This is a genomic window from Actinoplanes sp. NPDC048988, from assembly GCF_043197815.1.
Lineage (GTDB): Bacteria > Actinomycetota > Actinomycetes > Mycobacteriales > Micromonosporaceae > Actinoplanes.
Map to the genome: position 1 here is coordinate 1 of NZ_JBICTW010000021.1, position 23,493 is coordinate 23,493.

The window sequence follows — 23,493 nt, forward strand, 5'->3', positions numbered from 1 at the left end:
GCGATCACCGCCCACGCCTTATCCGTCAGCTCACCACGCCCCACACCTGACACATCAACCAGAACTGATCAACTGATCGGCAGGACACGGCCTAGCCGTCGAGGAAGCACGACAGGAGTCGTCTGAACTCGTCGGGGTGCTCGATCGCCGGGACGTGGCCGCATCGGCCGAGGACGTGCAGCCGGACGTCGGCCAGGTGGCCGAGCAGGGGCAGGGCGGCCGTCCCGAGGGGGGTGAGCCGGTCCTCGGCGCCGTGGATGAGCAGTACGGGTGCGCGGATTTCGGTCAGCGTCCGCGCCGGGAGGGTCAGGTCGTCGGCCCATTGTGTCCGAGGTGGAGGGAACAGCGAGGCGAACGCCGCCGCGCCCGCTCGCATGGCGGTGGCACGGGCGTCGACAGCCGCGTCGGTGACGAGAGCCTGGTCGTGGAAGAGGCGGCTCAGCATGTCTCGCGCTCCCTCCTCGCCGGGCGGGGCGGCCCAGACCGCGTCGAGGTCGGCCGAGAGGGGCGCCCCGGGGGCGCCCATGGTCGAGACCGCCACGACACGGGTGACCTGCCGCGGGCGCGCGGCCGCCAGCGCCAGCGCGACCGCGCCGCCCATGGAGTGACCCACCACGGCGTACCTCTCGGCGCCGAGGGCGTCCATCAGGCCCGCGGCCTGTGCCGTCCACGTGCGGAGCCCTCCCCTGGAGCCCGCCGGCAGAGGCGTCCGGCCGAAGCCCGCCTGATCGGGAGCCACCAGGTGCCGGGACGGGCCGAGCGCCTGAGCCGTCGTCGCCCAGGCGCCGGATCCTGTCGTGCCGGGCCCGGAGCCGTGCAGCATCAGCACCGTGGGCCCGGTGCCGCTTTCCATGACGTGGACGGCGGATCCGTCGACGGTGACGGTCCGAAGTGCCGTCACCGGGAGTCGGCGGACTTCGCGAACAGCTCCATCATGGCCCGGCCGAACTGCGGCATGTCGGGCCATCCCCGGCAGGAGACGAGGTTGCCGTCCACCACGTCGGGGGCGTCGATGACCGTCGCGCCCGCGTTCTCCATGTCGCCGGTGATGGGCGGGAAGCACGCCGTCTTGCGGCCCTTCAACAGCCCGTACACCGCCGGCACCTGGGCGCCGTGGCACACCAGCGCGATGGGCAGGTTGCGCGCGAAGAAGTGCTCGGTGATGCGCCTGACGTCGGCGTCGACCCGGATCCACTCGGGGGCACGTCCGCCGGGGATGATCAGGGCGTCATAGCGCTCGACGTCGACCTCGGCCCAGGGCACGTCGACCGGCAGCTTCCGGCCGTTCTTCTCCACGTACGCGTCGGAGTTGGGGTCGAACTCGTGGATGACCAGCTGGATGTCGCGCATCGTCCGGGACGAGACGTCGACGTCCCAGCCGCCCTCCTGCACGCGGTAGTAGGGATACATGGTGTCGAGCTCCTCGGCGGCATCGCCGGTCAGGAGCAGTGCTCTGGGCACCTGCTTCTCCTCGCATCCGGTTACGGTGAGGTAAATCCAATCCGATCCGATCCGATGGAAGCAATATTCCCCGGCCCGGCCCGCCCGTCAAGCCTCTACCGCGGTCGCGTCGAACAGCCGCCGGAAACGCTCGCCGGACCGCAGGATGTGCCGGCGCATCGCGTAGGCGGCGGCGTCGGGGTCCCGCGCGGCGATCGCGGCCACCACCTGCTCGTGCTCGTCCATGGCCAGGTGGGTGACCTGGGTGTCGTGGTGGAGCCGGAAGAGGTGCACGTGACTGTGCAGGCGGGCGAGCGTTTCCCGGATGACCTCGTTCTCCGCGCTCAGCGCGACGAGGTCGTGAAAAGCGGCGTCCCGCAGGCCGAAGGCGCCGTAGGCCATGGGCCCGCTGCTCCCCTCCAGTTCCGCCATCTCGGCCAGCATCCGCCGCAGGACGGCCACCTGCTCCGGCGAGGCCCGCTCGGCGGATCGGCGCGCCGCGGCCGGTTCGAGCAGAAGGCGTACCTCGAGCATGTCCTCGAACCGGTGACGGGTGATCTGGGGCGGGATCCGATATCCGGCGTGGGGGACCCGGACGACCAGGCCCTCGGCCTCCATGCGGTTGAGGGCGTCGCGGATCGGCGTCTGCGAGACCCCCAGCTCGCGCGCCAGGACGTCGATCGTGACCCGGGAGCCGGGCTCGATCCGTAGCGACATCAGCTGCCCGAGCAGCGTGTCGTACACCTCGTCGGCCAGCCGGCCGCCCGATCGCCCGGGCGGCATCGCGTCCGTCATGGGCCGGCGTCCCCGCACGATCGTCGCTTCGTCGTCCATGTGACGAGAGGTCCTTTCTTGCGCCTTGACGAACCTGTTGACATCAGTCACAACGCTGCGACATGCTGACGCCCACATCGGATCGTATAGGAAAAGCGGCTGACGATCGCCATCCGACTCCGCCGCGAAACCTTCCGCGAAGCATGCCTGAACGACGTCATGCGGCGTACCCGTGACAGCTCGGCACCAATCACTCAGCGATGCGAAGCACGTAGCGAGGTTCTCCAAGTCTTCATTCAGAAAGCAGGCAGGAATATGCGGCATTCCCAGCGAATAGGACGACTGTCCGCGGCCCTGCTGCTGATGGCCACGACGGTGGCCGCTTGCGGCGGCAGCAAGGACGACGACGCGAAGGCGAGCGCCCCGAAGGCGCCGGCGACCATCCCGGAGCTCACCAAGGACCCGCTGACCCTCAGCTTCATCTGGTTCGAGTGGCCCCCCGCCCAAGCGCTGGAAGCCTTCGCCAACAAGGAATACAAGAAAGAGCGGCCGAACACGACCATCAAGGTCAACACCGTGCCGAACGCGAACTGGCACGACGCGATGTTCACCCAGTTCGCCGCGCGCAAGACCGACTTCGACGTCGCGATCCTGGACTCGCAACACATCGGCGAGGCCGTCACCAACGGCAACATCCTCGATCTCACCGACTTCGTCAAAGGCAACATCGACGTTCAGGCGTACGACCCGTACCTGCTGGCCGCCTACGGCCAGTTCCCCCAGGCCGAGACCGGCAAGCGTGACGAGAACGCCAGCCTGTACGGGCTGCCGCTGCTCGGCGACACCTGGACGATGATCTACCGCAAGGACCTGATCGGCGACAAGCCACCGCAGACCTGGGACGAGATGATCTCGGTCGCCGCGAAGTGCCAGGCCGACAACCCCGGCGTCAGCGGGCTGGCCTTCCACCAGGCCAACGGCTCCGACGCCGCGGCCGTCACCTACAACACGGTGAACGGCGTCTACGGCGGCAATCTGTGGGACGCCCCGAACCGCAAGATCGACGGTGTCCTCAACGACGCCGCCGGCCAGGAGGCGATGGACGTCCTGGTCACCAAGATGAAGCCGCTGACCGCCAAGGGCTCCGGCAACTGGTTCATCGACGAGGTGAACGCGGCGGTCGCGCAGGGCAAGGCCTGCATCGCCTTCAACTGGATCGCCGCGAGCGGCGGCCTGCTCGACCCGAAGCAGTCGACGCTCGGCACCACGCGGGAGCAGATCCTCGGCAAGCTGGGCTTCGCGACCCTGCCGAGCCAGAAGACCAACCTGGTACCTCTCGGCGGCATGGGCATGCACGTGTCGGCGTACTCCTCCCCGGCCAACCAGGCCGAGGCCCTGAACTTCATGAAGTGGTTCGAGCAGGCCGACGTTCAGAAGAAGTGGGCCGCGGCCGGTGGCGTGCCCTCGCGTACGGACGCCCTGAGCTCGCCCGAGTTCCTCAACGCCGGGCCCTTCAACAAGGTGTACGCCGACTCCGTGCCGCGGATGCGGGACATGTGGAACGTGCCCGAGTACGCGCGTCTGGTCGACATCGAGAACACCAACGTGAACGCGGCCCTCAACGGCGCGAAGAACCCGAAGACCGCGCTCGACGACATCGCTAAGCAGCAGCAGGACGTGCTCGACTCCAGCGGCCGCAAGGGCGGCGGCGGACTGTGAGCGACCGCGTCTCGCTGATGACCGACCGTCCGGGGCAGGCGGCAACGCCGAAGCCGCCTGCCCCGGGCCGGTCCCGCCGGCTGACCGACCGGCGGCTCGCCGTGGCCTTCATCGCCCCCGCGCTGCTGCTGTTGCTCGCCATGTCGGTGTTCCCGTTGCTGTGGGCGCTGTACCTGTCCTTCACCGACTACTCGGCCACCCGTGGGGGTCCCGCCAATTTCGTCGGGTTCGGCAACTACACCGCCATCCTCACCTCGGCCCAGGTCCACCTGAGGGCCCTGACGACGTTGGTCTACGTGATCGGCGCGGTCGGCCTGCAGACCGTGCTCGGTTTCACCATCGCCTACCTGATCTCCCGGCGCACACGCGGGCGGGGACTGCTGACCACGCTCTTCCTGGTTCCGATGATGTTGTCGCCGGTCGTGGTCGGGCTGTTCTGGCGGTTCATGCTCGACGCCCAGTTCGGCGTGGTCAACAGCATGCTCGGCTCGCTCGGCCTGGAGCCGGTGGAATGGCTGACCCGGCAGCGGACGGCGTTGCTCTCGCTGATCGTGGTCGACACCTGGCAGTGGACGCCGTTCATCATGCTCATCGCCCTGGCCGGGCTCACCGCGGTGCCCAAGTACCTGTACGAGGCCGCCTCGATCGACCGGGCCTCGGAGTGGTTCCGCTTCCGCACCATCACGCTTCCACTGGTGTGGCCGCTGCTGTTGATCGCCGTGCTGTTCCGGGCCATCGAGGCGTTCCGGCTGTTCGACCTCGTCTACATCCTCACCAGCGGAGGCCCGGGTGTCTCCACCGAGACGTTGTCGTTCCACGTCTACAAGGTCGCGTTCCTGGGCTTCAACACCGGAACCGCCTCGGCGTACGGCATCCTCATGGTCCTGGTCGTCATCGTCCTCACGCAGCTCTACCTGCGGTACCTGAACAAGCTCAAGGAGGACTGATGACCTTCTCCGTCCGGGGCCGCTCGGTGCTCGAGGGCGTGCTGCTCACCGTGCTGGCCGTCGTGATGTTGTTCCCGGTCCTGTGGATGATCGAGACGTCCGTCAAGGAGAACCGGGACGTCTACGCCGTACCGGCGAAGTTCCTCAATTTCGACGTCACGCTGGACCATTACCGGGACGTGTTCGTCGCCTCCGGATTGTCCACCGCGTTCCTCAACTCGGTCATCGTCGCCGGGGCCTCCACGGTGCTGGCCACCGTGCTGGGGGTCCCGGCGGCCTGGGCCTATTCACGATTCACCCTCAAAGCCAAGAAGGACCAGCTGTTCTTCATCCTGTCCACCCGCTTCATGCCGCCCGTGGTGGTCGTGATCCCGATCTTCCTGATGTACCGCTACATCGGTCTCATCGACAGCGCGCTCGGCCTGATCCTCATCTACACCGCGTTCAACGTCCCGTTCACGATCTGGATGATGAAGGGGTTCGTCGACGAGGTGCCGGCGGAGTACGAGGACGCCGCCATGCTCGACGGGTACACCCGCTTGCAGGCGTTCCGGAAATTCACCCTTCCCCTGCTCGTGCCCGGCATCGCCGCGACGGCCGTCTTCGCGCTCATCTTCTCGTGGAACGAGTTCGTGTTCGCCATCTTCCTCACCTCCAGCGACGAGGTGCGAACGGCTCCACCGGCCATCGCCGGCCTCATCGGCGGCACCACCGTGGACTGGGGGCTGGTGGCCGCCTCGTCCGTCGTGTTCGCCCTGCCGGTGCTCATCTTCGCCTACCTGGTGCGTAAGCATCTCGTCGCCGGCGTCACGCTCGGGGCGGTGCGGCGCTGATGGCCGGCATCGAGGTGACCGCCCTGCACAAGCGCTACCCGGACGGGACGGTGGCGGTCGAGCACGTGGACCTGTCCATCCGCGACGGCGAGCTGTTCGTGATGCTCGGCCCGTCGGGGTGCGGCAAGACGACCACGTTGCGGGCTATAGCCGGCCTGGAGAGGCAGACGACTGGCGACATCCGTATCGGCGACGCGCTGGTGAACGACCTGCCACCGGCCGAGCGCGACATCGCCATGGTGTTCCAGTTCTACGCCCTCTACCCGCACCTGCGCACTCGCGACAACCTGGCGTTCCCCCTGCGGGCCGAGGGACTGCCCAAGGCGGAGGTGCGCGACCGGGTGGCGGAGGCCGCCCGGCTGATGCGGCTCGGCCCGCTGCTGGACCGGCGGCCACGTCAGTTGTCCGGCGGGGAACAGCAGCGCGTCGCGCTCGCTCGTGCCCTGGTGCGGCGACCGCGGGCCTTCCTCATGGACGAGCCTCTCACCAACCTGGACGCGGAGCTGAGGGCGGAGATGCGTACGGAGATCAAGCACCTGCAGGGGGAACTGGGAACGACGATGGTCTACGTCACCCACGACCAGGTCGAGGCGATGTCGCTCGGGCACCGGATCGCCATCCTCAACAAGGGCCGCGTCGAGCAGATCGGCACGCCGCTGGAGGTCTACGACCGTCCGGCGAGTCTGTTCTGCGCGGCCTTCATCGGCTCCCCGCCGATGAACCTGATCGAGGTGGAGGTGGCCGACGGGAAGCTGCGCGGCCAGGGCGGTCTGGGCCTCACGCCGCCGCCCGGTGTGCCGCGCGACCGCGACCTGGTCGCGGGCGTCCGGCCGGAGGCGCTGGAGGTCACGGAGCCGGGGGCGCAACAGTCGGTGCCGGCCCGCGTGGTCTCCGCGGAGTGGCTGGGCGACGAGATCATCTACGTGGTCGACCACGGCGGCCGGCACGACGTCCGGGTCCGGATGCCGTCCACCATCCGCTTCGCCGCCGACGACAAGGTCGGGTTGCGGCACACCGGCGGGGCCCCGGCGGTCTACGACGTGCGCACGGAAGAGCTGGTGGCCTGATGGGAACCGTGGCAGCGCACGGGCTGCGCAAATCCTTCGGCAAGGTCCAGGCCCTGGACGGGGTGACGCTGGACGTTCCGGACGGCTCCTTCTTCGTCGTCCTGGGTCCCTCCGGGGCGGGCAAGACGACGACTCTGCGAGCGATCGCCGGTCTGGAACAGCTGGACGCCGGGTCGGTGCACCTCGACGGCCGGGACGCGACCGGTGACGCCCCGGCCGCCCGCGACCTGGCCATGGTCTTCCAGAGCTACGCCCTCTACCCGCGGCGCACGGCGTACGAGAACATCGCCTCGCCGCTGCGGGCGCGCCGCTGGTCCTCGGGCGAGATCGCGGCCGCCGTCGACCGGGTCGCGAGCCTGCTGCACATCGAACGTCTGCTGCAACGCCGTCCGGCGCAGTTGTCGGGCGGCGAGATGCAGCGTGTCGCCCTGGCCCGGGCGCTGGTCCGCAGCCCGCGCGCGTTCCTCATGGACGAGCCGCTGACCAACCTCGACCTCAAGCTCCGGGTCGAGATGCGCACCGAGCTGACCCGCATCCACCGCAGCCTCGGCGCCACCTTCGTCTACGTGACGAACGACCAGGTCGAGGCCCTGTCCATGGCCGACCAGGTAGCGGTCCTCAAGGAGGGCAAGGTGCAACAGGTGGGAACGCCGGCCGAGGTGTACGAGCGTCCCGCCAACCAGTGGGTCGCCGGGTTCGTCGGGAGCCCGCCGATCAGCCTGCTCGCCTGCCAGGCCCAGGGAGATCGCCTGGTCGGTGCCGAAGGCTGGACGTTGCCCCGGCCCCGCTGGACCACGGCCGAGGAAGGCCGTCCGCTGCTGCTGGGCCTGCGCGCGGAGGACCTGTCGGTCGAGCGGCGCGGAGACGCGGCGCTGCCGGGCCGGCTCTACGGACTCGAGCCGCTCGGCGACCGGACGGTGGTCGACGTCCGGGTGGGCACCGACATCCTCAAGGTCAAGGCAAGACCGACAGTCAGCGGTACGCCGGGTGAGCCGCTGGACGTCACGGTCGACCTGGACCGGGCGCACCTGTTCGACGCCGGCACCGGGCTGTCGCTGTCCTCGGCCGGGCGGTGATCGCGTGACCGAACACCGACTGCTCCGCATCGGCGGCACCTGGCGCGCGGCCACCGGCGGCGCCACCTTCGCCGTCGAGGATCCGGCGACCGGCAAGACCATCGCCGAGGTGGCCGACGCCGGGGTCGCCGACGGACTCGCCGCTCTGGACGCGGCGAGCCAGGCCCAGCCGCGATGGGCGGCGACCCCGCCCCGCCGGCGGTCGGAGCTGCTGACCGCCACGTACCGGGCCCTGACCGAACGGACCGAGGAGGTCGCCCGGCTGATCACGCTCGAGATGGGCAAGCCGCTCGCCGAGGCGCGGGCCGAGGTGGCGTACGGCGCCGAGTTCTTCCGCTGGTTCGCCGAGGAGGCGGTACGCGTCGAGGGGCGTTACAGCACCGCTCCGCACGGCGGATATCGCATCCTCACCGTGCCCAAGCCGGTCGGGCCGTGCGTCTTCGTGACGCCCTGGAACTTCCCCTTGGCCATGGGCGCCCGCAAGATCGCTCCCGCGCTCGCGGCGGGCTGCACGACGATCACCAAGCCGGCCGCCCTGACGCCGCTCACCATGCTGCTGCTGGCCCGCATCATGGCGGAAGTGGGCGTGCCCCCGGGCGTGGTCAACGTGGTGACCACCAGACGATCCGGCGCGGTGGTCTCGGCGTTGCTGGCCGACAGCCGTACCCGCAAGCTCTCCTTCACCGGATCCACCGAGGTCGGGCGCGTGCTGCTCCGGCAGGCCGCGGACAACGTGCTGCGCAGTTCCATGGAACTCGGTGGCAACGCGGCCCTGATCGTGTGTGCCGACGCCGACCTGGACGTCGCGGTCGAGGGCGCCATGGTGGCCAAGATGCGCAACATCGGGGAGTCCTGCATCGCGGCCAATCGGATCTACGTCGAGGAGCCGGTACGGGAGGAGTTCACGGCGCGCTTCGCCGCGCGGATGGGCGCGCTCCGTCTGGGCCACGGACTCGACGAAGGCGTACAGGTGGGTGCGCTGATCGACGAGGACGCGGTCACCCGGATCGACGCGCTCGTCGCCGAAGCGGCCGATCGTGGGGCCCGGGTCCTGGTGGGTGGCGAGCGGCCGGCCGGGCCGGGTCACTTCTACCCGCCCACGGTCCTGGCCGACGTACCCGAGGACGCGCGGATCCTGCGGGAGGAGATCTTCGGCCCGGTGGCGCCGATCATCTCGTTCACCTCCGACGACGAGGTGCTGGCCAAGGCCAACGACACCGAGTACGGCCTGGTCGGATACGTCTTCACGCGTGACCTCCAGCGGGCGCTGCGGTTCACCGAAGGACTCGACACGGGGATGCTCGGCGTCAACCGTGGTCTCATATCGGACCCGTCGGCCCCGTTCGGCGGCGTGAAGCAGTCCGGGATCGGCAAGGAGGGGTCGCACGAGGGCATCCTCGAGTACCTCGAGCTCACCTACGCGGCCATCGACCTACCGTGACCGGAGGGACAGACATGCTTGAGACCGTCCGCGGACCCCGCCAGCTGATAGTGGGTGAGGGGGTCGCGCAGAACATCCCGCGCATGGTGGCCGAGTGCGGCTCGCGCGTCCTCATCGTGACCGACCGGGTGCTTCTGGGGCAGCCCGGCGTGACCGGGATCGTCGCCGCCGTACGGGAGAAGGTCGAGGCCGTCGAGATCTTCTCCGACGCGACGTCCGACGTGCCCCTGGCCGATGTCGCCCTGGCCGTCTCCGCCGCCGCCGAGGTGGACGCCGACGTGATCCTCGCCGTCGGCGGTGGCACGGTGATCGACCTTGCCAAGATCGTCGGCGTCCTCCGCCGCCACGGGGGTACGCCGCGCGACTTCTACGGCGAGTCGAAAGTGCCGGGGCCGACGATCCCCCTCGTCGCGGTGCCGACGACCTCGGGCACCGGCTCCGAACTCACCCCCGTCTCGGTGCTGACCGACCCAGACCGCGAGCTGAAGGTGGGGGTGTCCAGCGTCCACATCGTGCCCCACTTCGCCGTCATCGACCCCGAACTCACCTACACGTGCCCGCCGACCGTCACCGCCCACTCCGGCATCGACGCGTTCTGCCACGCGGTGGAGAGTTACACCGCGCGGCCCCGGCCGCACGGGCCGCGCGACCCGGTGGAGCAGGTCTTCCTCGGCCGCAACGCGGTCACCGACCATTACGCGCTCCGGGCCGTGGAACGCATCGCGCGCAGCCTGCGCCGAGCCGTGCGGGACGGAGGCGACAAGGAAGCGCGGGCGGACATGTCGTACGGGTCCATGCTGGCCGGGCTCGCGTTCTCCCACGCGGGCAACGCGGCCCCGCACGCCCTCCAATACCCGATCGGGGCCGCCACCCACACGCCGCACGGCCTCGGCGTCGGGCTGTTGCTGCCGTACGCGCTGGACGCGGCCCGAGAGGTCATCAGCGACCGGTTGGCCGTCCTGGCCAAGGCGTGCGGACTCGACGTCGCCGGCGCCTCGGACGCCGAGGCCGCGGGTGCGTTCCTCACCTGGCTCGACGAGCTCCTGGCCGACATCGGCCTCCCGCCCACCTTGGCCGACATCGGCGTGGCCCGCGCCGACCTTCCCCGTTTCGCGGAGATGGCCGGCGGCGTGACCCGCCTGATCCAGAACCATCCGGGCCCCACCGACACCGCCAGCCTGACCGCGATCCTCGAAGCGGCCTGGAGCGGAGACCGGGCCCGGCCCGTCGTCAGTAGTGGTATCGCCGGCGACGGGGCCGCCGACGCGCCGACGTGGTCCGCCAGGTGAAGAACGCTCCGGCCGCCAGCGCCGCCGCGAAGACGCCGATCACGAGACCCTGATTCGTGCCGCCGGCCGGGGCCGCGCCGGCCTGGGTCCCGCCGGCCTGGTTCCCACTGGCCTGGGACAGGGCGGCCGGCTCGACCGCGGCCGAGGTGGCCGGCGCCGGCGGCGGCGCCGTGGGCAGCGCCTGGAAGTCGACGATGCCGCTGGACTCCAGCAGCGTCATGTGGGTGGCGACGAACTGGTTCGCCTGCTGCGCCAGCTTGCGAACGGTGTCGTTGCGGGTGCTGCTGCGAATCGTCGCGATCGCCGGGAAGATCTTGCCGTGAGCGGCCCGCAGCCGGTCGATGTAGATCCGGTCGAACTCCTCACCCTCGGCGTCCCGCATCTCACCGAGCCAGCCCTGCTGGTCGGCGTTCGGCTTGTCCGGCACCTTGATGCCGAGCTTGCGGGCGGCGACCCGGTCCAGCCGGTCGAGGACGACATGCTGGTCGGCGATGCTCTTGCCGATCTGCCGGATCCGGGGATTGCGCGACTTCTCCTGCGCCATCTGGCCGGCCGGGATCTCCCACAGCCCGGCCAGCCGAACCTTGACCACCAGATCCTTGTCGGCCGCGGTGATCTCACCGTCGTTGGTGTCGGTGATGAGTTCCCCCGGCGGTACGGGCACGCCGGGCTCCGCGTGGGCGGGTGAGCGCAGCGGATCGAGCAGAACCATCGCCAGAGCCATGAGCACCGGACCCCACAAGTGACGCCACCGCACGAGAACCCTCCCCACACATCGACACCTTGGCAGGCAGTACGTGCGAGAGGGCCCCGCGGATCACCCGCGTCGCCCATTCGAGCCGGCTGCCGGATACACTGGGCATCAAGCAGGTTGCTTCTTGACTAGATGTCATGCGCCGTGACAAGCTGTTCTCCACGCCGACCGGAGTCACCCGTTCGAGGATGGAGTGGCTTTCCGTGTCGGGGCGCGGTCACAAACGGGACAAGGTCCGTAAAGAGCACTCCTCATCGCAACGCTGCCTGCGATCGCATCTGCACGTGCATGCAACTTTGCAGATGCGATTGCCCTTCCGCTTGTCCATCCGGCACCATACGCCGCGTGCGCAGCCAAGTGCTCCCTCCCAGGCAGCCCTCGCCCAGCCGGCTGGACGGTCGCCCGAACCAGGCTCACCAGATCCTGGGGCGCCAACTCCGTCTGCTGAGAGAGTCCCGCGGCATGTCCGCCGCCGGAGCGGGACTGGGCATCGCGGCGTCGAAGTCGAAGATCAGCCGGATCGAGTGCGGCCAGATCGGAGTGGCCGAAACCGACCTGCACCGCATGCTCGAGATGTATGCCGTGACCGAGCCTCACCAGCGGGAAGCCCTGCTCCGGTTCGTTCGCGAGCTCAGCCAGCCGCAATGGTGGCACGACGACCGCACCGTCCTGGGCGGCTCCCTCTGCTCGTACCTCATCCTCGAGTCCCTGGCGCAACACATCAGGACGTACGAGGTCAGGTTCGTGCCCGGCCTGCTGCAGACGCCCGCCTACGCCGAGGCCGTCATCCGCCTCCGGTACACCGACACGACCGAGATCGACCGGCGCGTACGGGTCCGCATGCAGCGACAGAAGGAGATCCTGCGCGGCCGAACACCCCGCTTGTGGGCTCTGGTCGACAAAGCCGCCCTGTCCGAGGCATTCCCCGGAGAGAAGGTCATGCGTGAACAGATCGAGTTCCTTCGCCAGGTCAGCTGGCTGCCCAGCGTCAGTCTGCAGGTGCTGCCGTCCGGCGCGGGTGGCCGGCGGGGCATCGGCAACTCCTTCTCCATCCTCCGTCAGACGATCACCAACTTGTCGGACGTCGTCTACATCGAACACATCGGAGATCCGCTGTTCCTCGACACGACAGCCGCATCGGATCCCTACCGTCAAGCGATGGAAGAACTCGCACTCGAGGCGGGCAAGCCGGCGGACACCATGGCCGAGCTCGACGACGCCCTGGCCAGGCTCGGCAAGCCCTGAACCGGGGCCGGCCCATGACCGTCTCGCCCGCTGACGCCTGGGTGTTCCGCTGGAGGGTCACCTTCACCCTGCGCCTGGACTCCCGCAGCACCTACGAGACCCACCGCACCGTCAACACTCCCGACGAGCTCTGCGATCTCGTACTGCACAGCAGCATGGACCCCCGGATCGTGGCCTACAGCTACCACCGATACGCCGTCCTCGACACGGGCGCCGCGCCCACCGCGTGCCGATGGTGCGACGAGGCCTTCACCGACACCCCTCCCCAGCGGGAATGGCGCAACTGCTCGTGCGGCGTCCACGTCGTCGTCACCTGCGCGGTGTGCGGCTCGGGCGACATCTTCCCTCGCCCGAGTCACGCATGCACACTATGCGCCGCCTCAGCTGAACCACAGTGGCGCTAAGACGGGCGCGGGGCGCCCTGGGCCGTCCGGCGGAACGCCGCCAGTTGGGCCGAGCGCTCCGGATCTGCCGAGAAGCCGCTCCAGTTGACCGGGCAGCCGGCACTCTGCAGTCGTTCCGCGACCTTGTGGCGCCACCGGGGAGTGTCGTCGAGGCGTACGTAATTCAGGCCGGCCAGATCGGCGGTCTCTCGCATGAGGCCCGCTTGCAGGACGATTGTGCTTGACGGGTGCGTTGCCAGGGCGATGCCCAACTCCAAGAACACATTGGGCCGGGCCTGGCAGCCGGTGCGGCGTTCGGCCGCGGTGTCGCCATCGCCGACGAGCGCGGGGTGGAGGTGGACGACGTCGTCCGGGGTCAGCAGCGCCACCACCGCTCGGGCGCGGCGGGGAGCATTCCGGACCACGTCGGCGAGCGAGGGTGCGGTCGACCTCGTCGCGGCGACCAGTTCCTCCCATTCGAGCGGGTTGAGCCGCAGCGCCAGGAGGTAGTCGAAGACGACCTTACGCGCCTCGTCGTCCCGTCCGTAGATGACGAAGACGTTGCGGGAAACGTCGTCGGGGTCGGTCTTCCGATCCGAGCCGCTGGGGCCGGTTACGTAGTTGTCGTCACCGGCGCGGCTGTAGTCACCGGTCGTCATGTTGTGGGTCTGGACGCTGCCGATGCTGGTTCGGCTGCTCTCGCTCATGAGTTCCCGTCCCCGGCCCGCTGATTGGTGTCGCCGGCCTGGCTGTGGTCACCGAAGGTGACATTCTTGGCGTGCAATTCCTCGATCTTGGTCTGCTGGTTGTTGACGACGGTCTTGATGTCGTCGTCGAGCCTCGTGGCGTCGATGTCCCGGCTCTCCAGATAGTCCCGGAGACCGTTCTGCAGCAGTTGCATCAGAAACGCGATGGCTGTGTTGATGTCCTGTACGGCATCGGGATGGACGACGACCGCGCCTTCGGCGAGCTTCTCGCGGATCGAGTAGACCGCGCCGTGCTCGAGTGGCCGGCGATGCCACCCATGATTCTGGATGGACAAGCGGCCCCAGAGCCGGCGGAGAAGACCGCATACATCCCAAAGAACCCGCACCGGGCTGACCGCCGCGACACCCCAGATCCGCGTGATCCCGAGCCGGAGCGCCCCGCTCGCGTGGGTCCATGCGTCGGTCGGGATACGAGGCCATGTCCGGCCGATGATCATAGGACCGGGCAGGATCAGAATGTCGTTGTGCACGATGAGGTGGTCGCCGGTGAGGTCGGCTCGGACGAACAGCGTCAGCATGATTTGATATGCCCAGTTCGCCAGCGGAAGCTGCACGCACAGGTAGGTCCGTTCCCCGACCATGGGCTGTCGCAGGCGGTCCAGCACGACGCTCAGCTCCTGTGTCGCCACCGGCCGCCCCGACCGCGTCGGCAGTAGCTCCTGGGAGATGCTGGCGCCATCGACGTACATCCGGAACCCACACCACAGGCCGGTGGCGTCTTGACGCGCCGCGGCGGAGGCCACGGCGTGATGCAGTTCCTCCAGGTTGACGGGGAGGGGCTCGCGTCGCCTACCGTCCGGGTCCCGGCGGCCTTTGGAAACGTCGATGTTGATCTCGAACGGGCCGAGGGACTCGCCGCTGCCGACGAAGGTGTTGTTGACGAACGTCCGGCGCCGGGTTGGTAGGTCGTACACGAGAACGCGGGCCAGAGGTCCGTCGGATCCCTTCGCGGGAGAGGCGCCGTCCTCGAGCGCGCTCAGACGACGCTCCAGCCGCACGGGGAGAGGCGGCGCCGCATCCCGCAGCGCAACCGCCGGCGGCGTTGTCGCGTGGAGATGGGGCAGGAACCGGCGCGCCCGTCCCAGCACCACGAAACCATCGACGGTGCCGATCAGGACGACCGCCGCGACGGCGATCTCCAGCACGACGGCGTCGCCGGGACGCAAGGCCCGCACGAGCCCGTGTCCTGACAGGACACTGGTGATCATCAGAGCCAGCGCCGCCAGCACCGCCGCTCGGCGTCCGAACCGGCCGCGCTTGCGCAGCCATGTGAAGGCTTCGCGGAGGCGGATTTTCCGGCGCCGCAGGGTCCGCCGAGTCAGCATCAGCAGCCCGATCAGGCCCACGGCCACGCAGGTCGGCACCAGGGCCCCGCGGTTCAGCCAACGGGTCGCGAGCACCACCAGCGCGCTCAAGACCACAAGGCCCAGCAGGATGTCCCGGTGGCGCATCCATCGCTGAGCCCGCCACGCATGTCGCACGACGGCCGTGGTGTCGAGCCCGTAGTTGGGTGGCCAGGTGCGCAGGCCGGCGTCGAGGAACTTGTTCAGGACGAACCGGCGCAGGCCCAGGTCGACATAGACGGCGCCGCACAGCCACTGCGTCGGATTCGTGTCCATCGGGGGCGACGGATCGTGACTCGCGTGCTCCGGCTCGTCGGGGGTGCTCGTACCGATGGTCATTGCCGCCTCTCCGTCGGTGGATTGAGCGGCGCCAGCTCATCGGCCTCCGGAACTCGGAGCTGCAGCCGGACCGCGCGATAAAACTCGAACATTCCGGCCAGCGCCCGCTCTCGCGGCGCGGCACCGTCGCCGGCCGGGCCGGCGCCGATCGCGACCTTCTGCACGGCCCAGGTGTGCCGAACCACCTGCCGGGCGGCCAGTTGCACCCGGGCATCGGCGAGCAGCCGGATCTCGGCCAACAAGACGTGGAGCCGGCCGCGCTCGCGGGCCATCGTGGCGACGGCCTCCTGGCGTCGGCGTGCGTCCGCCTCAGGTAGTTCCTCGGCAATGTCGATCAAGGTACGGGCGGTGACCGCGAACTGCGCGCAGGTCTGATGAAGGGCCGTATCCCATCGCGTGTCCAAGGTGGTGCGTACTCGTGAGCGCTCGATGGCAATCGCCGGCACGGCGCCTACCGCCGCGCCGACCAGGACCGGCAGAAGTACGAGGATGACCTGCGACAGGCCGGTCATCATGGTGTACGCATCCGATAGGAATCGAACCGCGTCGTTGTCGTCATTCGATCGCCGCCCTCCCGACTGATACCGGCGGACAGGGCCGCGCCGGTATCGTCACCACCTGGCCCGACGCTCTGTCCACCTCACATGAGAGCCGACCGATGCTTCCCGAGAAAGGCTCCGACCGCTTCCCGACTGCTTCCGACCCGCTTCCGTCATTGAACGCGCTGGGGCCCATACGGCTGACGGCCCGCGGCAGTGACCGCTCACTGCCACCCAAAGCTCTCGTCGTTCTCCTCCGGCTGGCCACGGCCGGCGAAGCCGTGCCGGTCGAGCAGCTGTACGTGGACGCATGGAACGCCCCGGGCCACGTGGTGCGTCGCGAGGAGCGCACCGCCGTTCAAAAGCGCGTCCTGGAGATCCGGCGTGCGATCGATCCGCCCGGGACGGGACCGGCCGGGTCACTGGTCGAGCAGCTCTCGGAGGGCCGGACGGCGTACCGGCTGCTCGTACCAGCCCACCGGATCGACTTCGTCCAGTTCCGCCACCTGGTCGAGCAGGCCGCGCGAGAGGACGGCGTCATCGCCATCGAGCTGCTCCGTAAGGCGTTGTCGCTCTGGCGTGGCCGGCCGTTCGCCGCCGTCGAGCAGTTGCCGTTCGCCCGGCCCCTGATCGACGACTTGTGGGCGATGCGCCGGACCGCGACTCTCGAGCTCATCGAGATCTACCGGCAGATGGGCCGACCGGGCGAGGCGCTGGCGGCGGCGGAGGCGTTGGCCGCCGACCGCCCCGGCGACGCGGTCCTGCTCGGATTGATCACCGAAATCCGGGCCGCCCTACGCCGGCAGCGGCGCGGATTGCTGCGGCTCACGGTCGGCGACCGCGCGACCAGCACCGTCGTCCTCTCGGCCGGCGACCTCTTCGCCGAGCGGGACGCGCATCTGGTGGTCGGCTTCACCGACACTTTCGACACCGACACCACCGACGACCGCGTGATCAACGGCGCGTCGATGCAAGCTCGGGCCGCGCGGGAGCTGTTCGCCGGCGATCGTGGGGCGCTCGACCGTCAGTTGCGGGCGGCACTGCGGGATGTCCGGCCGGCATCGCGGGAAACGCGGGCGGTCAAACGCCGGGGCAAGCTCGTTCGCTATCCGCTCGGCACGGTCGCCGTGCTGCGGCCGGACGACCGGTGCCTGTTCGCTGTGGCGTACAGCCGCATGGGCAACGACCTCGTCGCCCGCTCGACGCCGGCCGACCTCGCCGTCAGCCTGGACAGTCTTTGGGAGGCGATACGCCTGCACGGACAGCTGCGCCCGGTCGCCGTGCCGCTCATCGGCGGCGGATTGTCACGCATCGACGAAAGCTCACCTGATGACCTGCTGCGATTGGTGATCAAGTCGTTCGAGCGCCGCAGCCGGTCAACCCGGATATGCCCGGAGCTGCGCATCGTGCTGCGGTCCGAAGATTTGGCGCGGGTGGACTTCCGCGCGCTGCGCACGGTGACCGGCTAGACGCCTTTTGGGGTCAGGGTCGGGCCGGGGTTGGTGGGGATAGACCCGTTCCGGTGAGGTAGCCGTCGAGCCGGCCAGGGCGGTATTGCCGGCGTTTGAGGCGGTTCTTCACCGCGGCGAGCAGGTCAGCACCGGTGCGGAGGCAGTGGTTGGCCAGGCTCCGTTTCATCGTCGATCAGACCTTCTCGGCCGGGTTGAGCTCGGGTGCATAGGCCGGTAGCTGATAGATGCGAAGCCACGACCGGCGGGCGGCCGCGGCGGCATCGCCGGGCTCTTCAGACGGCTCGGCCGCCCCGGGCGGTAGCAGCACAATCCGGCCACCGACACCCGAGCGCTGTTCTTCGCGGCACCTTCACCACCGGCGTCGCACCCCGATCTGGCGATTGGAGGAACGGCTCATGATCGACGGCGAGCCCGCCGGTTCCATTCGCCGCGAGCGCCTGGACAGCGACGTCTCCTACGCCGACCTGCCCGCGCGGCCACCGGCTCGGCAAGTGTTCGCGTTCATGGTTGTGCTCGCGGGTTGGGACGTCGCCGACGCGAATGCCGGCTGAGGACCGTCCGACGTGACGCCGCGTAACACTTTTCGTCGCCCGCCGGCGGTCGCGCTTCGCTCATGCCGAAAAGTGAGCTCGCGTCGCCGCGGCGTTGTGAAGGTTAACATTGCTGAACCTCAATGCGTGGCGAACGGCGAAGGAGTGAAGGTGCACCGATCTGGACGTGCCCGATGGCAGGGCGTTCTGCTGACAGTCCTCGCGATCACCGCCATCGCCGTGGCGTTGGGAGCCGTCGGGCCGCGGTCCGCGCAGGCGCTGGAGAACGGGGTGGCGCGGACCCCGCCGATGGGCTGGAACACCTGGAACACCTTCGGGTGCAACATCAACGAGACGCTGATCAAACAGACCGCCGACGCGCTGGTCGCCAATGGGATGCGCGACCTCGGCTACCAGTACGTGGTCGTGGACGACTGCTGGTTCGACCCCAACCGGGACGGCGCCGGCAACCTGCAGGCCAACCCGTCCCGGTTCCCCTCGGGCATGCGGGCGCTCGGCGACTATCTGCACGCCCGCGGGCTGAAGTTCGGCATCTACCAGGTGCCCGGAACCAAGACCTGCGCACAGTCCACCGGCGGCTACCCCGGCGCGACCGGCAGCCGGGGTCACGAGGTGCAGGACGCCAACCAGTTCGCGGCCTGGGGCGTCGACTACCTCAAGTACGACTACTGCGACGGCAGCGGGACGATCAACGACCAGGTCGCCACCTTCGCCAAGATGCGCGACGCGCTGCGGGCGACGGGACGGCCCATCGTGCTGAGCATCAACTCCAACAGCTTCCATTGCTGTACGGGCCCGCAGCGCAACTGGACCGACGTGGCCAACATGTGGCGCACCACCGAGGACATCACCAACCGGTGGGACACCGGCAACACCAACGGCTACCCGATGGGCGTCAAGAACATCATCGACGTCACCGTGCCGCTGGCCGGGTACGCCGGGCCGGGCGGCTTCACCGACCCCGACATGATGGTCGTCGGCCGGGGCGGCATGACCGACACCGAGATGCGCACGCACTTCGCGATGTGGGCGGTCATGGCGGCACCCCTGATCGCCGGCAACGACGTACGGTCCATGGACAGCGCGACCTCCACGATCCTCAAGAACAGCCGGCTGATCGCCATCAACCAGGACAGCCTCGGCCGCCAAGGCGCCCAGGTCGCCAACGACAGCGGCCGCCGGGTGCTGGCCAAGCCCCTCGCCAACGGTGATGTGGCGGTGGCGCTCTACAACCCCGGCTCCGGCACCGCGACCATGACCACCAGCGCCGCCGCGATCGGCAAGTCCGGTAGCTCGTTCACGCTCACCGACGCGTGGACCGGCGCGGTCACCACCACCACGGGGACCATCAGCGCCGCCGTGCCCTCCCACGGGACGGTGGTCTTCCGGGTCAGCGGCGGTGGCACGACCACCCCGACCGGGACCACCCTGGTCAGTTCGGCGTCGGGGCGGTGCCTTGACGTCCCGAACGGCACCACCACCAACGGCACCCAGCCGGTCATCTGGGACTGCGGCACCGGGGCCAACCAGCGCTGGACCGCCTCCGGTCAAACGCTGCAGGCCCTCGGCAAGTGCCTGGACGCTCCCCTCAACGCGACCGCCGGCGCGAAGGCGCAGATCTGGGACTGCAACGGCGGCGCCAACCAGCAGTGGACGACGCAGGCCAACGGCACCATCCGCGGCAACCAGTCCGGCCTGTGCCTCGACGTCGAGGGCAACCTGACCGCCAACGGCACCGCGGTGCTGCTGTGGACCTGCACCGGCGCCGCCAACCAGATCTGGACGCGCCGCTGATCCGTCACCCGCACCGAGGCCGGCGGCCCGTCTCCCACCCGGGAGGCGGGCCGCCGCCGGTCGCCGATCAGCCGAAGGTCGGGTAGCCGCTGCAGCTCTTGCCGGTGAGCTTCTTGACCGAGGAGATCTTGTCGCCGAAGTTCCACTTCTCGAGGTGCAGGTCGACCGTCTGGTTGGGGCGGATGCAGTAATGCCGGTCCTCGAACTGGTTGTCGTCGTACAGCACCCAGGCCCGGCAGTCGTATTTGTTCCAGACCCGGCTGGCCTTGTCGTTGAAGCCGAACACGCGGAAGTCGATGACGGACACGGTGGCCTGGAAGACGTCACCGCTGCCGTTGCGGTTCGCGTACAGGTACAGCGCGGCCGGCTCGGGCTCGATGCAGACCGCCTGCGCCTCGGCTGGTGTGGACAGGGCGAACAGCGACGCCGTGGCCATGGCCACGACGCTCATGATGCCGGCCGCCAGCCGGCGTTTCCTCGTAGTCGTCATGGCCGGTAACGGTGCGCCCGCCGTGTGGAAGCGATGTGGAAGAAATGTCTAGGGCAGGGCGTCGAGGCTGCGGCGGATCTGTTCGGCGTCGGTGTGGCCGAGGTCGGTCAGCATGGTCAGCGCCCTCTCCCACACCTTCCGGGCCGCGCCGGTCTCGCCGAGGGCCTGGTACGTGTCGCCGAGCCGGCCGAGGGTGCCGGCCTCGTTGTAGCGGTCGGCCACCTCACGCCACGCGTCCAGCGCCGCCCGGTATTCCCGCACCGCCCGGTCGTGGTCGCCCAGGTGGTGGTACGTCAGCCCCAGGCTGTCCAGGGTGTTCGCCTCGCCGTACCGGTCGCCGATCCGCCGGTGCAGCCGCAGCGCCTCCCGGCAGCGGGCCAGCGCGCGGTCGCTCTCGCCGAGCTGGGTGTGGTACCAGCCGAGGTTGTTGAGCGCCCGCGCCTGCCCGTCCTGGTCGCCCACCCGGCCGAACAGCTCGACCGCCCTCTCGGTCTCGCGCAGCGCTTCCCGGGGATCGCCCTGGTTGCCGAGGACCGAGGCGAGCGCGTTGTGGGTGTGCGCCTGCCCCTTCGCCTGGCCGAGACGCCGGTAGCCGTCGAGGGCGAGCCGCAGGTGGCGGATCGCGTCTTCCGGGCGGAGCTGGGCGAAGGCGAGACCGAGGTTGAGGTGGGCGAACGCCGCTCGGGCCGGATCACCCGAGCGGGTCGCCGACGACAGCGCGATCCGCTGGGTCGCCACCCAGTCCTGCCAGTGACCTTGGAAATCGAAGTACGTGGTCAACCCCCGCGCCAGCAGCCACGCGCCGGAGTCGAGGCCGGCCTGGTGGGCGCGCCCGACCATGCGTACCAGGATCTGGTGTTCCTCGGCGAACCAGGCGAGCGCCTCGGCGCGGTCGGCCGGCCTGGTCACGGGGCCGTCGGTGGTGAGTTCGGGAACGTCCCGGTGCGGATAGAGGATCAGGTCGGCGGCGTACGCCGAGTGCACATAGTGGTCGAGCAGCCGGCTCAACGGCTCCGCTGACTCCTCGGGCCGCAGCAGCTCGCCGGCGTACGTTCGGAGCAGATCGTGCAGCTGGTAGCGGTCCGGCCGGTGCTCGGTGATCAGACTGGCCCGGGTCAGCGCGCGCAGGTGCCGCTCGGCGGCCTCGACCGGCTCGCCGAGCAGGGCGGCGACGGCCGGCAACGCCACGTCGGGGCCCGGATGCAGGCCGAGCAGCCGGAACAGCCGGGCCGCCCCGGGGGTCAAGGCCCGATAGGACCAGGACAACACCGCTCGTACGTCGGTCGCCTCGTCGTCACCGGCAAAAGCGTCAAGGCTTTCCCGTACGGCGTACAACTGCTCCGCCAGCCGTGTCAGCGGTAGCTCGGGCTGCTGCAGGGCCCGGGCGGCGGTGACGGTCAACGCCAGCGGAAGCCGGGCGCAGGAGGCGAGGATCCGGTCCACGGCGGCCGGCTCGGCGGCGACCCGCCGGGCGCCGAGCCGGCGGCTCAGCAGCTCCCGGGCCTGCGCGGGCGGCAGAAGACCCAGCTCCACCGGCCGGGCGCACTCGGCGGCGACCAGACCGGGCAGCTGCTTGCGGCTGGTGACGACGACCAGGCAGTCCGGTGCGCCGGGCAGCAGCGGGCGCACATCGCGTTCATGGGCTGCGTTGTCCAGCACCACCAGCACCCGGCGGTCGGCGAGAACGCTGCGATAGAGCGCGGAGCGCGCGTCCACCTCGGCCGGGATGCGGGCGGTGGGCACGCCCAGGGAGATGAGCAGGTTGCGCAACGCGTCGGCCGGGCTCAGCGTGACACCGGCCGGGTCGAAGCCGAGCAGATTGACGTAGAGCTGGCCGTCCGGGAAACGGCGGCGCACCCGATGGCTCCAGTGCACGACCAGCGCGCTCTTGCCGGCCCCGGCCGTACCGGAGATGACGATCACCGCGGTGCGGGCCAGGTCGTCCAACCGCTGCAGCTCCGCCTCGCGGCCGACGAAGTCCGGCACGTCGAGGGGCAGCTGGGCCGGAACGATCTCGTCGGGTTCCGGCGTCTGGCGCAGGACGTCCCGGTGGGCCGCCCGCAGCTCGGCGCCGGGCTCGACGCCCAGCTCGTCGACCAGGCGACGGCGTACGGAAAGGAATTGATTGACGGCTTTGGCGGTACGCCCGGCGGCGGCCAGGGTACGGATGAGCGCGGCGGCCAACGGCTCGACGAGCGGATGCTGCTCGGCGAGCTCGGTGAGAGGCCCGATCGCGGCGGCCGGATGGCCGGTCCGGATCTCGGCATCGGCCCACTGGACGGTCGCCTCGATCCGCTCGTCGACCAGCAGCGTGCGCGCCCGGCCGGCCCAGTCGCCGGGCAGGCCGGCGAGGGGTTGACCTCGCCACAGCGTCAGGGCCTCGCGCAGCAGGACCACGCGTTTCGGATCGGCCCGGTCCAGGTCGGCCGCCCGGGCGACGAGCTCCCGGAAGTCGGACAGATCTAGCGACTCCTCGGGCAGCTCGAGCAGGTAGCCGCCGCCGCGGTGACGGTGCAACCGGACCGGGCCTTCCCCCGGCTCCAGCAACTGCCGGATGCGGGAGACGTACGTGTGCAGCGTGCGCGCCGCGTGGCCGGGCGCCTCGGTTCCCCAGACCCGTTCCACCAGGACCTCGGTGGTGAGCGGCCGGTTGGCGTCCAGAAGCAGGGCGGTGAGAACGACCGCCTGCTTCGGTGGCCCCATCGCCACGACCCGCCCCGGAGCGTGAATTTGCGGCTCTCCGAGCAGCTGAAACCGCATGACGCCCCCGCGCTCAACAGTTCTTCAACAAAACATCGACCGACATCGAACACGGTAGACGCAGTGCCACACCGAAGCCCGGGAGAGGAAAATTCATGACACGATCCCTTGCCGCCGTGACCGCCGCGGCCGCCATGACCACGGCCCTGCTGGCCGTGCCCACGGCCGCCCAGGCCGCACCGAGCAGAATCCAGACGCGGTACACCAGCACCACCACATCGGTGAGGTTCACCGCCGGCACCGGACTCATCCGCGCCTGGCAGGACTGCGAGTCCTCCAGCGGCCAGACCGAGTTCCGGCAGTACGGCTCCTGGAAGACCATCAACAACTGGTCCACGACGGGCTCGTGCAGCACCCGCATCATCAAGCGCGGCTGGCAGACCGCCAACGCGAGCTGATCCGAGCAGCCGGATCACCGGCGCGTCCCGATCTGCCGGGCCGCGCCGGTGCCGCTGTCGTAGGGCATGATG

General features: G+C 69.6%; 22 protein-coding genes. 13 read left to right on the plus strand and 9 right to left on the minus strand.

From position 1 onward, the window contains the following. Positions 1-91: 91 nt before the first annotated feature. From ACGFJ7_RS40570 to ACGFJ7_RS40580, 3 genes are all read right to left on the minus strand, one after another. A complete protein-coding gene (locus ACGFJ7_RS40570) occupies positions 92-901 on the minus strand; it encodes an alpha/beta hydrolase (protein WP_360256980.1) in 810 nt (269 codons plus the stop codon). Continuing rightward, positions 898-1,461, minus strand: a complete 564-nt coding sequence (locus ACGFJ7_RS40575; RefSeq protein ID WP_360256977.1) for a DJ-1/PfpI family protein — start codon at positions 1,459-1,461, stop codon at positions 898-900. Before ACGFJ7_RS40575 ends, ACGFJ7_RS40570 begins: the two co-directional genes overlap by 4 nt. A gap of 87 nt (positions 1,462-1,548) precedes the next feature. Further along, positions 1,549-2,274, minus strand: coding sequence for a GntR family transcriptional regulator (locus tag ACGFJ7_RS40580; protein WP_360256974.1), 726 nt, complete (start codon positions 2,272-2,274; stop codon positions 1,549-1,551). Positions 2,275-2,529: 255 nt separating this feature from the next. On the opposite strand from ACGFJ7_RS40580, the gene ACGFJ7_RS40585 reads away from it, so the two are divergent. From ACGFJ7_RS40585 to ACGFJ7_RS40615, 7 genes are read left to right on the plus strand one after another with little or no spacing between them, the layout of a single operon-like run. Continuing rightward, complete coding sequence (locus ACGFJ7_RS40585) at positions 2,530-3,933, plus strand: extracellular solute-binding protein (protein ID WP_360256972.1); 1,404 nt, start codon at positions 2,530-2,532, stop codon at positions 3,931-3,933. Positions 3,934-3,950: 17 nt separating this feature from the next. Next, positions 3,951-4,880 (plus strand): carbohydrate ABC transporter permease, encoded by a 930-nt coding sequence (locus ACGFJ7_RS40590; protein WP_392647291.1) that lies wholly within the window; start codon positions 3,951-3,953, stop codon positions 4,878-4,880. Continuing rightward, positions 4,880-5,713 (plus strand): carbohydrate ABC transporter permease, encoded by an 834-nt coding sequence (locus ACGFJ7_RS40595; RefSeq protein ID WP_360256968.1) that lies wholly within the window; start codon positions 4,880-4,882, stop codon positions 5,711-5,713. The genes ACGFJ7_RS40590 and ACGFJ7_RS40595 overlap by 1 nt, the downstream gene beginning before the upstream one ends. Further along, positions 5,713-6,780, plus strand: a complete 1,068-nt coding sequence (locus ACGFJ7_RS40600; protein ID WP_392647293.1) for an ABC transporter ATP-binding protein — start codon at positions 5,713-5,715, stop codon at positions 6,778-6,780. Before ACGFJ7_RS40595 ends, ACGFJ7_RS40600 begins: the two co-directional genes overlap by 1 nt. Further along, positions 6,780-7,856: an ABC transporter ATP-binding protein gene (locus tag ACGFJ7_RS40605; RefSeq protein ID WP_392647295.1), complete on the plus strand. Its 1,077-nt coding sequence runs from the start codon at positions 6,780-6,782 to the stop codon at positions 7,854-7,856. Before ACGFJ7_RS40600 ends, ACGFJ7_RS40605 begins: the two co-directional genes overlap by 1 nt. Before the next feature lie 4 nt (positions 7,857-7,860). Beyond that, on the plus strand, positions 7,861-9,297 hold the full coding sequence (locus tag ACGFJ7_RS40610; RefSeq protein ID WP_392647298.1) for an NAD-dependent succinate-semialdehyde dehydrogenase: 1,437 nt from the start codon (positions 7,861-7,863) through the stop codon (positions 9,295-9,297). 14 nt (positions 9,298-9,311) lie between these two features. Beyond that, positions 9,312-10,586: an iron-containing alcohol dehydrogenase gene (locus ACGFJ7_RS40615; RefSeq protein ID WP_392647301.1), complete on the plus strand. Its 1,275-nt coding sequence runs from the start codon at positions 9,312-9,314 to the stop codon at positions 10,584-10,586. Here the strand turns inward: ACGFJ7_RS40615 and ACGFJ7_RS40620 are convergent. After that, the gene (locus ACGFJ7_RS40620) at positions 10,528-11,358 is read right to left on the minus strand and encodes a DUF4142 domain-containing protein (protein ID WP_392647303.1); all 831 of its coding nucleotides are present in this window, start codon (positions 11,356-11,358) and stop codon (positions 10,528-10,530) included. The two genes, ACGFJ7_RS40615 and ACGFJ7_RS40620, sit on opposite strands and share 59 nt — an antisense overlap. A 270-nt stretch (positions 11,359-11,628) precedes the next feature. Here ACGFJ7_RS40620 and ACGFJ7_RS40625 point away from each other — a divergent pair, with 270 nt between their 5' ends. Then, positions 11,629-12,585, plus strand: a complete 957-nt coding sequence (locus ACGFJ7_RS40625; protein ID WP_392647305.1) for a helix-turn-helix domain-containing protein — start codon at positions 11,629-11,631, stop codon at positions 12,583-12,585. Between the two features lie 14 nt (positions 12,586-12,599). Beyond that, a complete protein-coding gene (locus ACGFJ7_RS40630; protein ID WP_360256951.1) occupies positions 12,600-12,989 on the plus strand; it encodes a hypothetical protein in 390 nt (129 codons plus the stop codon). On the opposite strand, the gene ACGFJ7_RS40635 is transcribed toward ACGFJ7_RS40630, so the two are convergent. The 3 genes from ACGFJ7_RS40635 to ACGFJ7_RS40645 are packed head-to-tail and all read right to left on the minus strand — an operon-like array spanning position 12,986 to position 15,932. Further along, positions 12,986-13,675: a TIR domain-containing protein gene (locus tag ACGFJ7_RS40635; protein WP_360256949.1), complete on the minus strand. Its 690-nt coding sequence runs from the start codon at positions 13,673-13,675 to the stop codon at positions 12,986-12,988. The two genes, ACGFJ7_RS40630 and ACGFJ7_RS40635, sit on opposite strands and share 4 nt — an antisense overlap. Then, positions 13,672-15,417 carry a hypothetical protein gene (locus ACGFJ7_RS40640; protein WP_392647309.1) on the minus strand — a complete coding sequence of 582 codons (1,746 nt, stop codon included), beginning with the start codon at positions 15,415-15,417 and terminating at the stop codon, positions 13,672-13,674. The genes ACGFJ7_RS40635 and ACGFJ7_RS40640 overlap by 4 nt, the downstream gene beginning before the upstream one ends. Then, complete coding sequence (locus ACGFJ7_RS40645; protein WP_392647311.1) at positions 15,414-15,932, minus strand: hypothetical protein; 519 nt, start codon at positions 15,930-15,932, stop codon at positions 15,414-15,416. Before ACGFJ7_RS40645 ends, ACGFJ7_RS40640 begins: the two co-directional genes overlap by 4 nt. A 326-nt stretch (positions 15,933-16,258) precedes the next feature. On the opposite strand from ACGFJ7_RS40645, the gene ACGFJ7_RS40650 reads away from it, so the two are divergent. The 3 genes from ACGFJ7_RS40650 to ACGFJ7_RS40660 all read left to right on the plus strand — a co-directional run bounded on the left by ACGFJ7_RS40650 (position 16,259) and on the right by ACGFJ7_RS40660 (position 19,773). Then, complete coding sequence (locus ACGFJ7_RS40650) at positions 16,259-17,425, plus strand: macro domain-containing protein (RefSeq protein WP_392647314.1); 1,167 nt, start codon at positions 16,259-16,261, stop codon at positions 17,423-17,425. 398 nt (positions 17,426-17,823) lie between these two features. Beyond that, entirely contained in the window at positions 17,824-17,979 is a 156-nt protein-coding gene (locus ACGFJ7_RS40655) for a hypothetical protein (RefSeq protein ID WP_392647317.1), read from the plus strand. 288 nt (positions 17,980-18,267) lie between these two features. After that, on the plus strand, positions 18,268-19,773 hold the full coding sequence (locus tag ACGFJ7_RS40660) for a glycoside hydrolase family 27 protein (protein ID WP_392647489.1): 1,506 nt from the start codon (positions 18,268-18,270) through the stop codon (positions 19,771-19,773). Positions 19,774-19,840: 67 nt separating this feature from the next. Here the strand turns inward: ACGFJ7_RS40660 and ACGFJ7_RS40665 are convergent, their stop codons facing one another. Further along, positions 19,841-20,263, minus strand: a complete 423-nt coding sequence (locus ACGFJ7_RS40665; protein ID WP_392647319.1) for a peptidase inhibitor family I36 protein — start codon at positions 20,261-20,263, stop codon at positions 19,841-19,843. Positions 20,264-20,311: 48 nt separating this feature from the next. Then, positions 20,312-23,023, minus strand: coding sequence for a BTAD domain-containing putative transcriptional regulator (locus ACGFJ7_RS40670; protein WP_392647322.1), 2,712 nt, complete (start codon positions 23,021-23,023; stop codon positions 20,312-20,314). Between the two features lie 95 nt (positions 23,024-23,118). Here ACGFJ7_RS40670 and ACGFJ7_RS40675 point away from each other — a divergent pair, with 95 nt between their 5' ends. After that, a complete protein-coding gene (locus tag ACGFJ7_RS40675) occupies positions 23,119-23,421 on the plus strand; it encodes a hypothetical protein (RefSeq protein ID WP_360256932.1) in 303 nt (100 codons plus the stop codon). Positions 23,422-23,493: the final 72 nt, after the last annotated feature.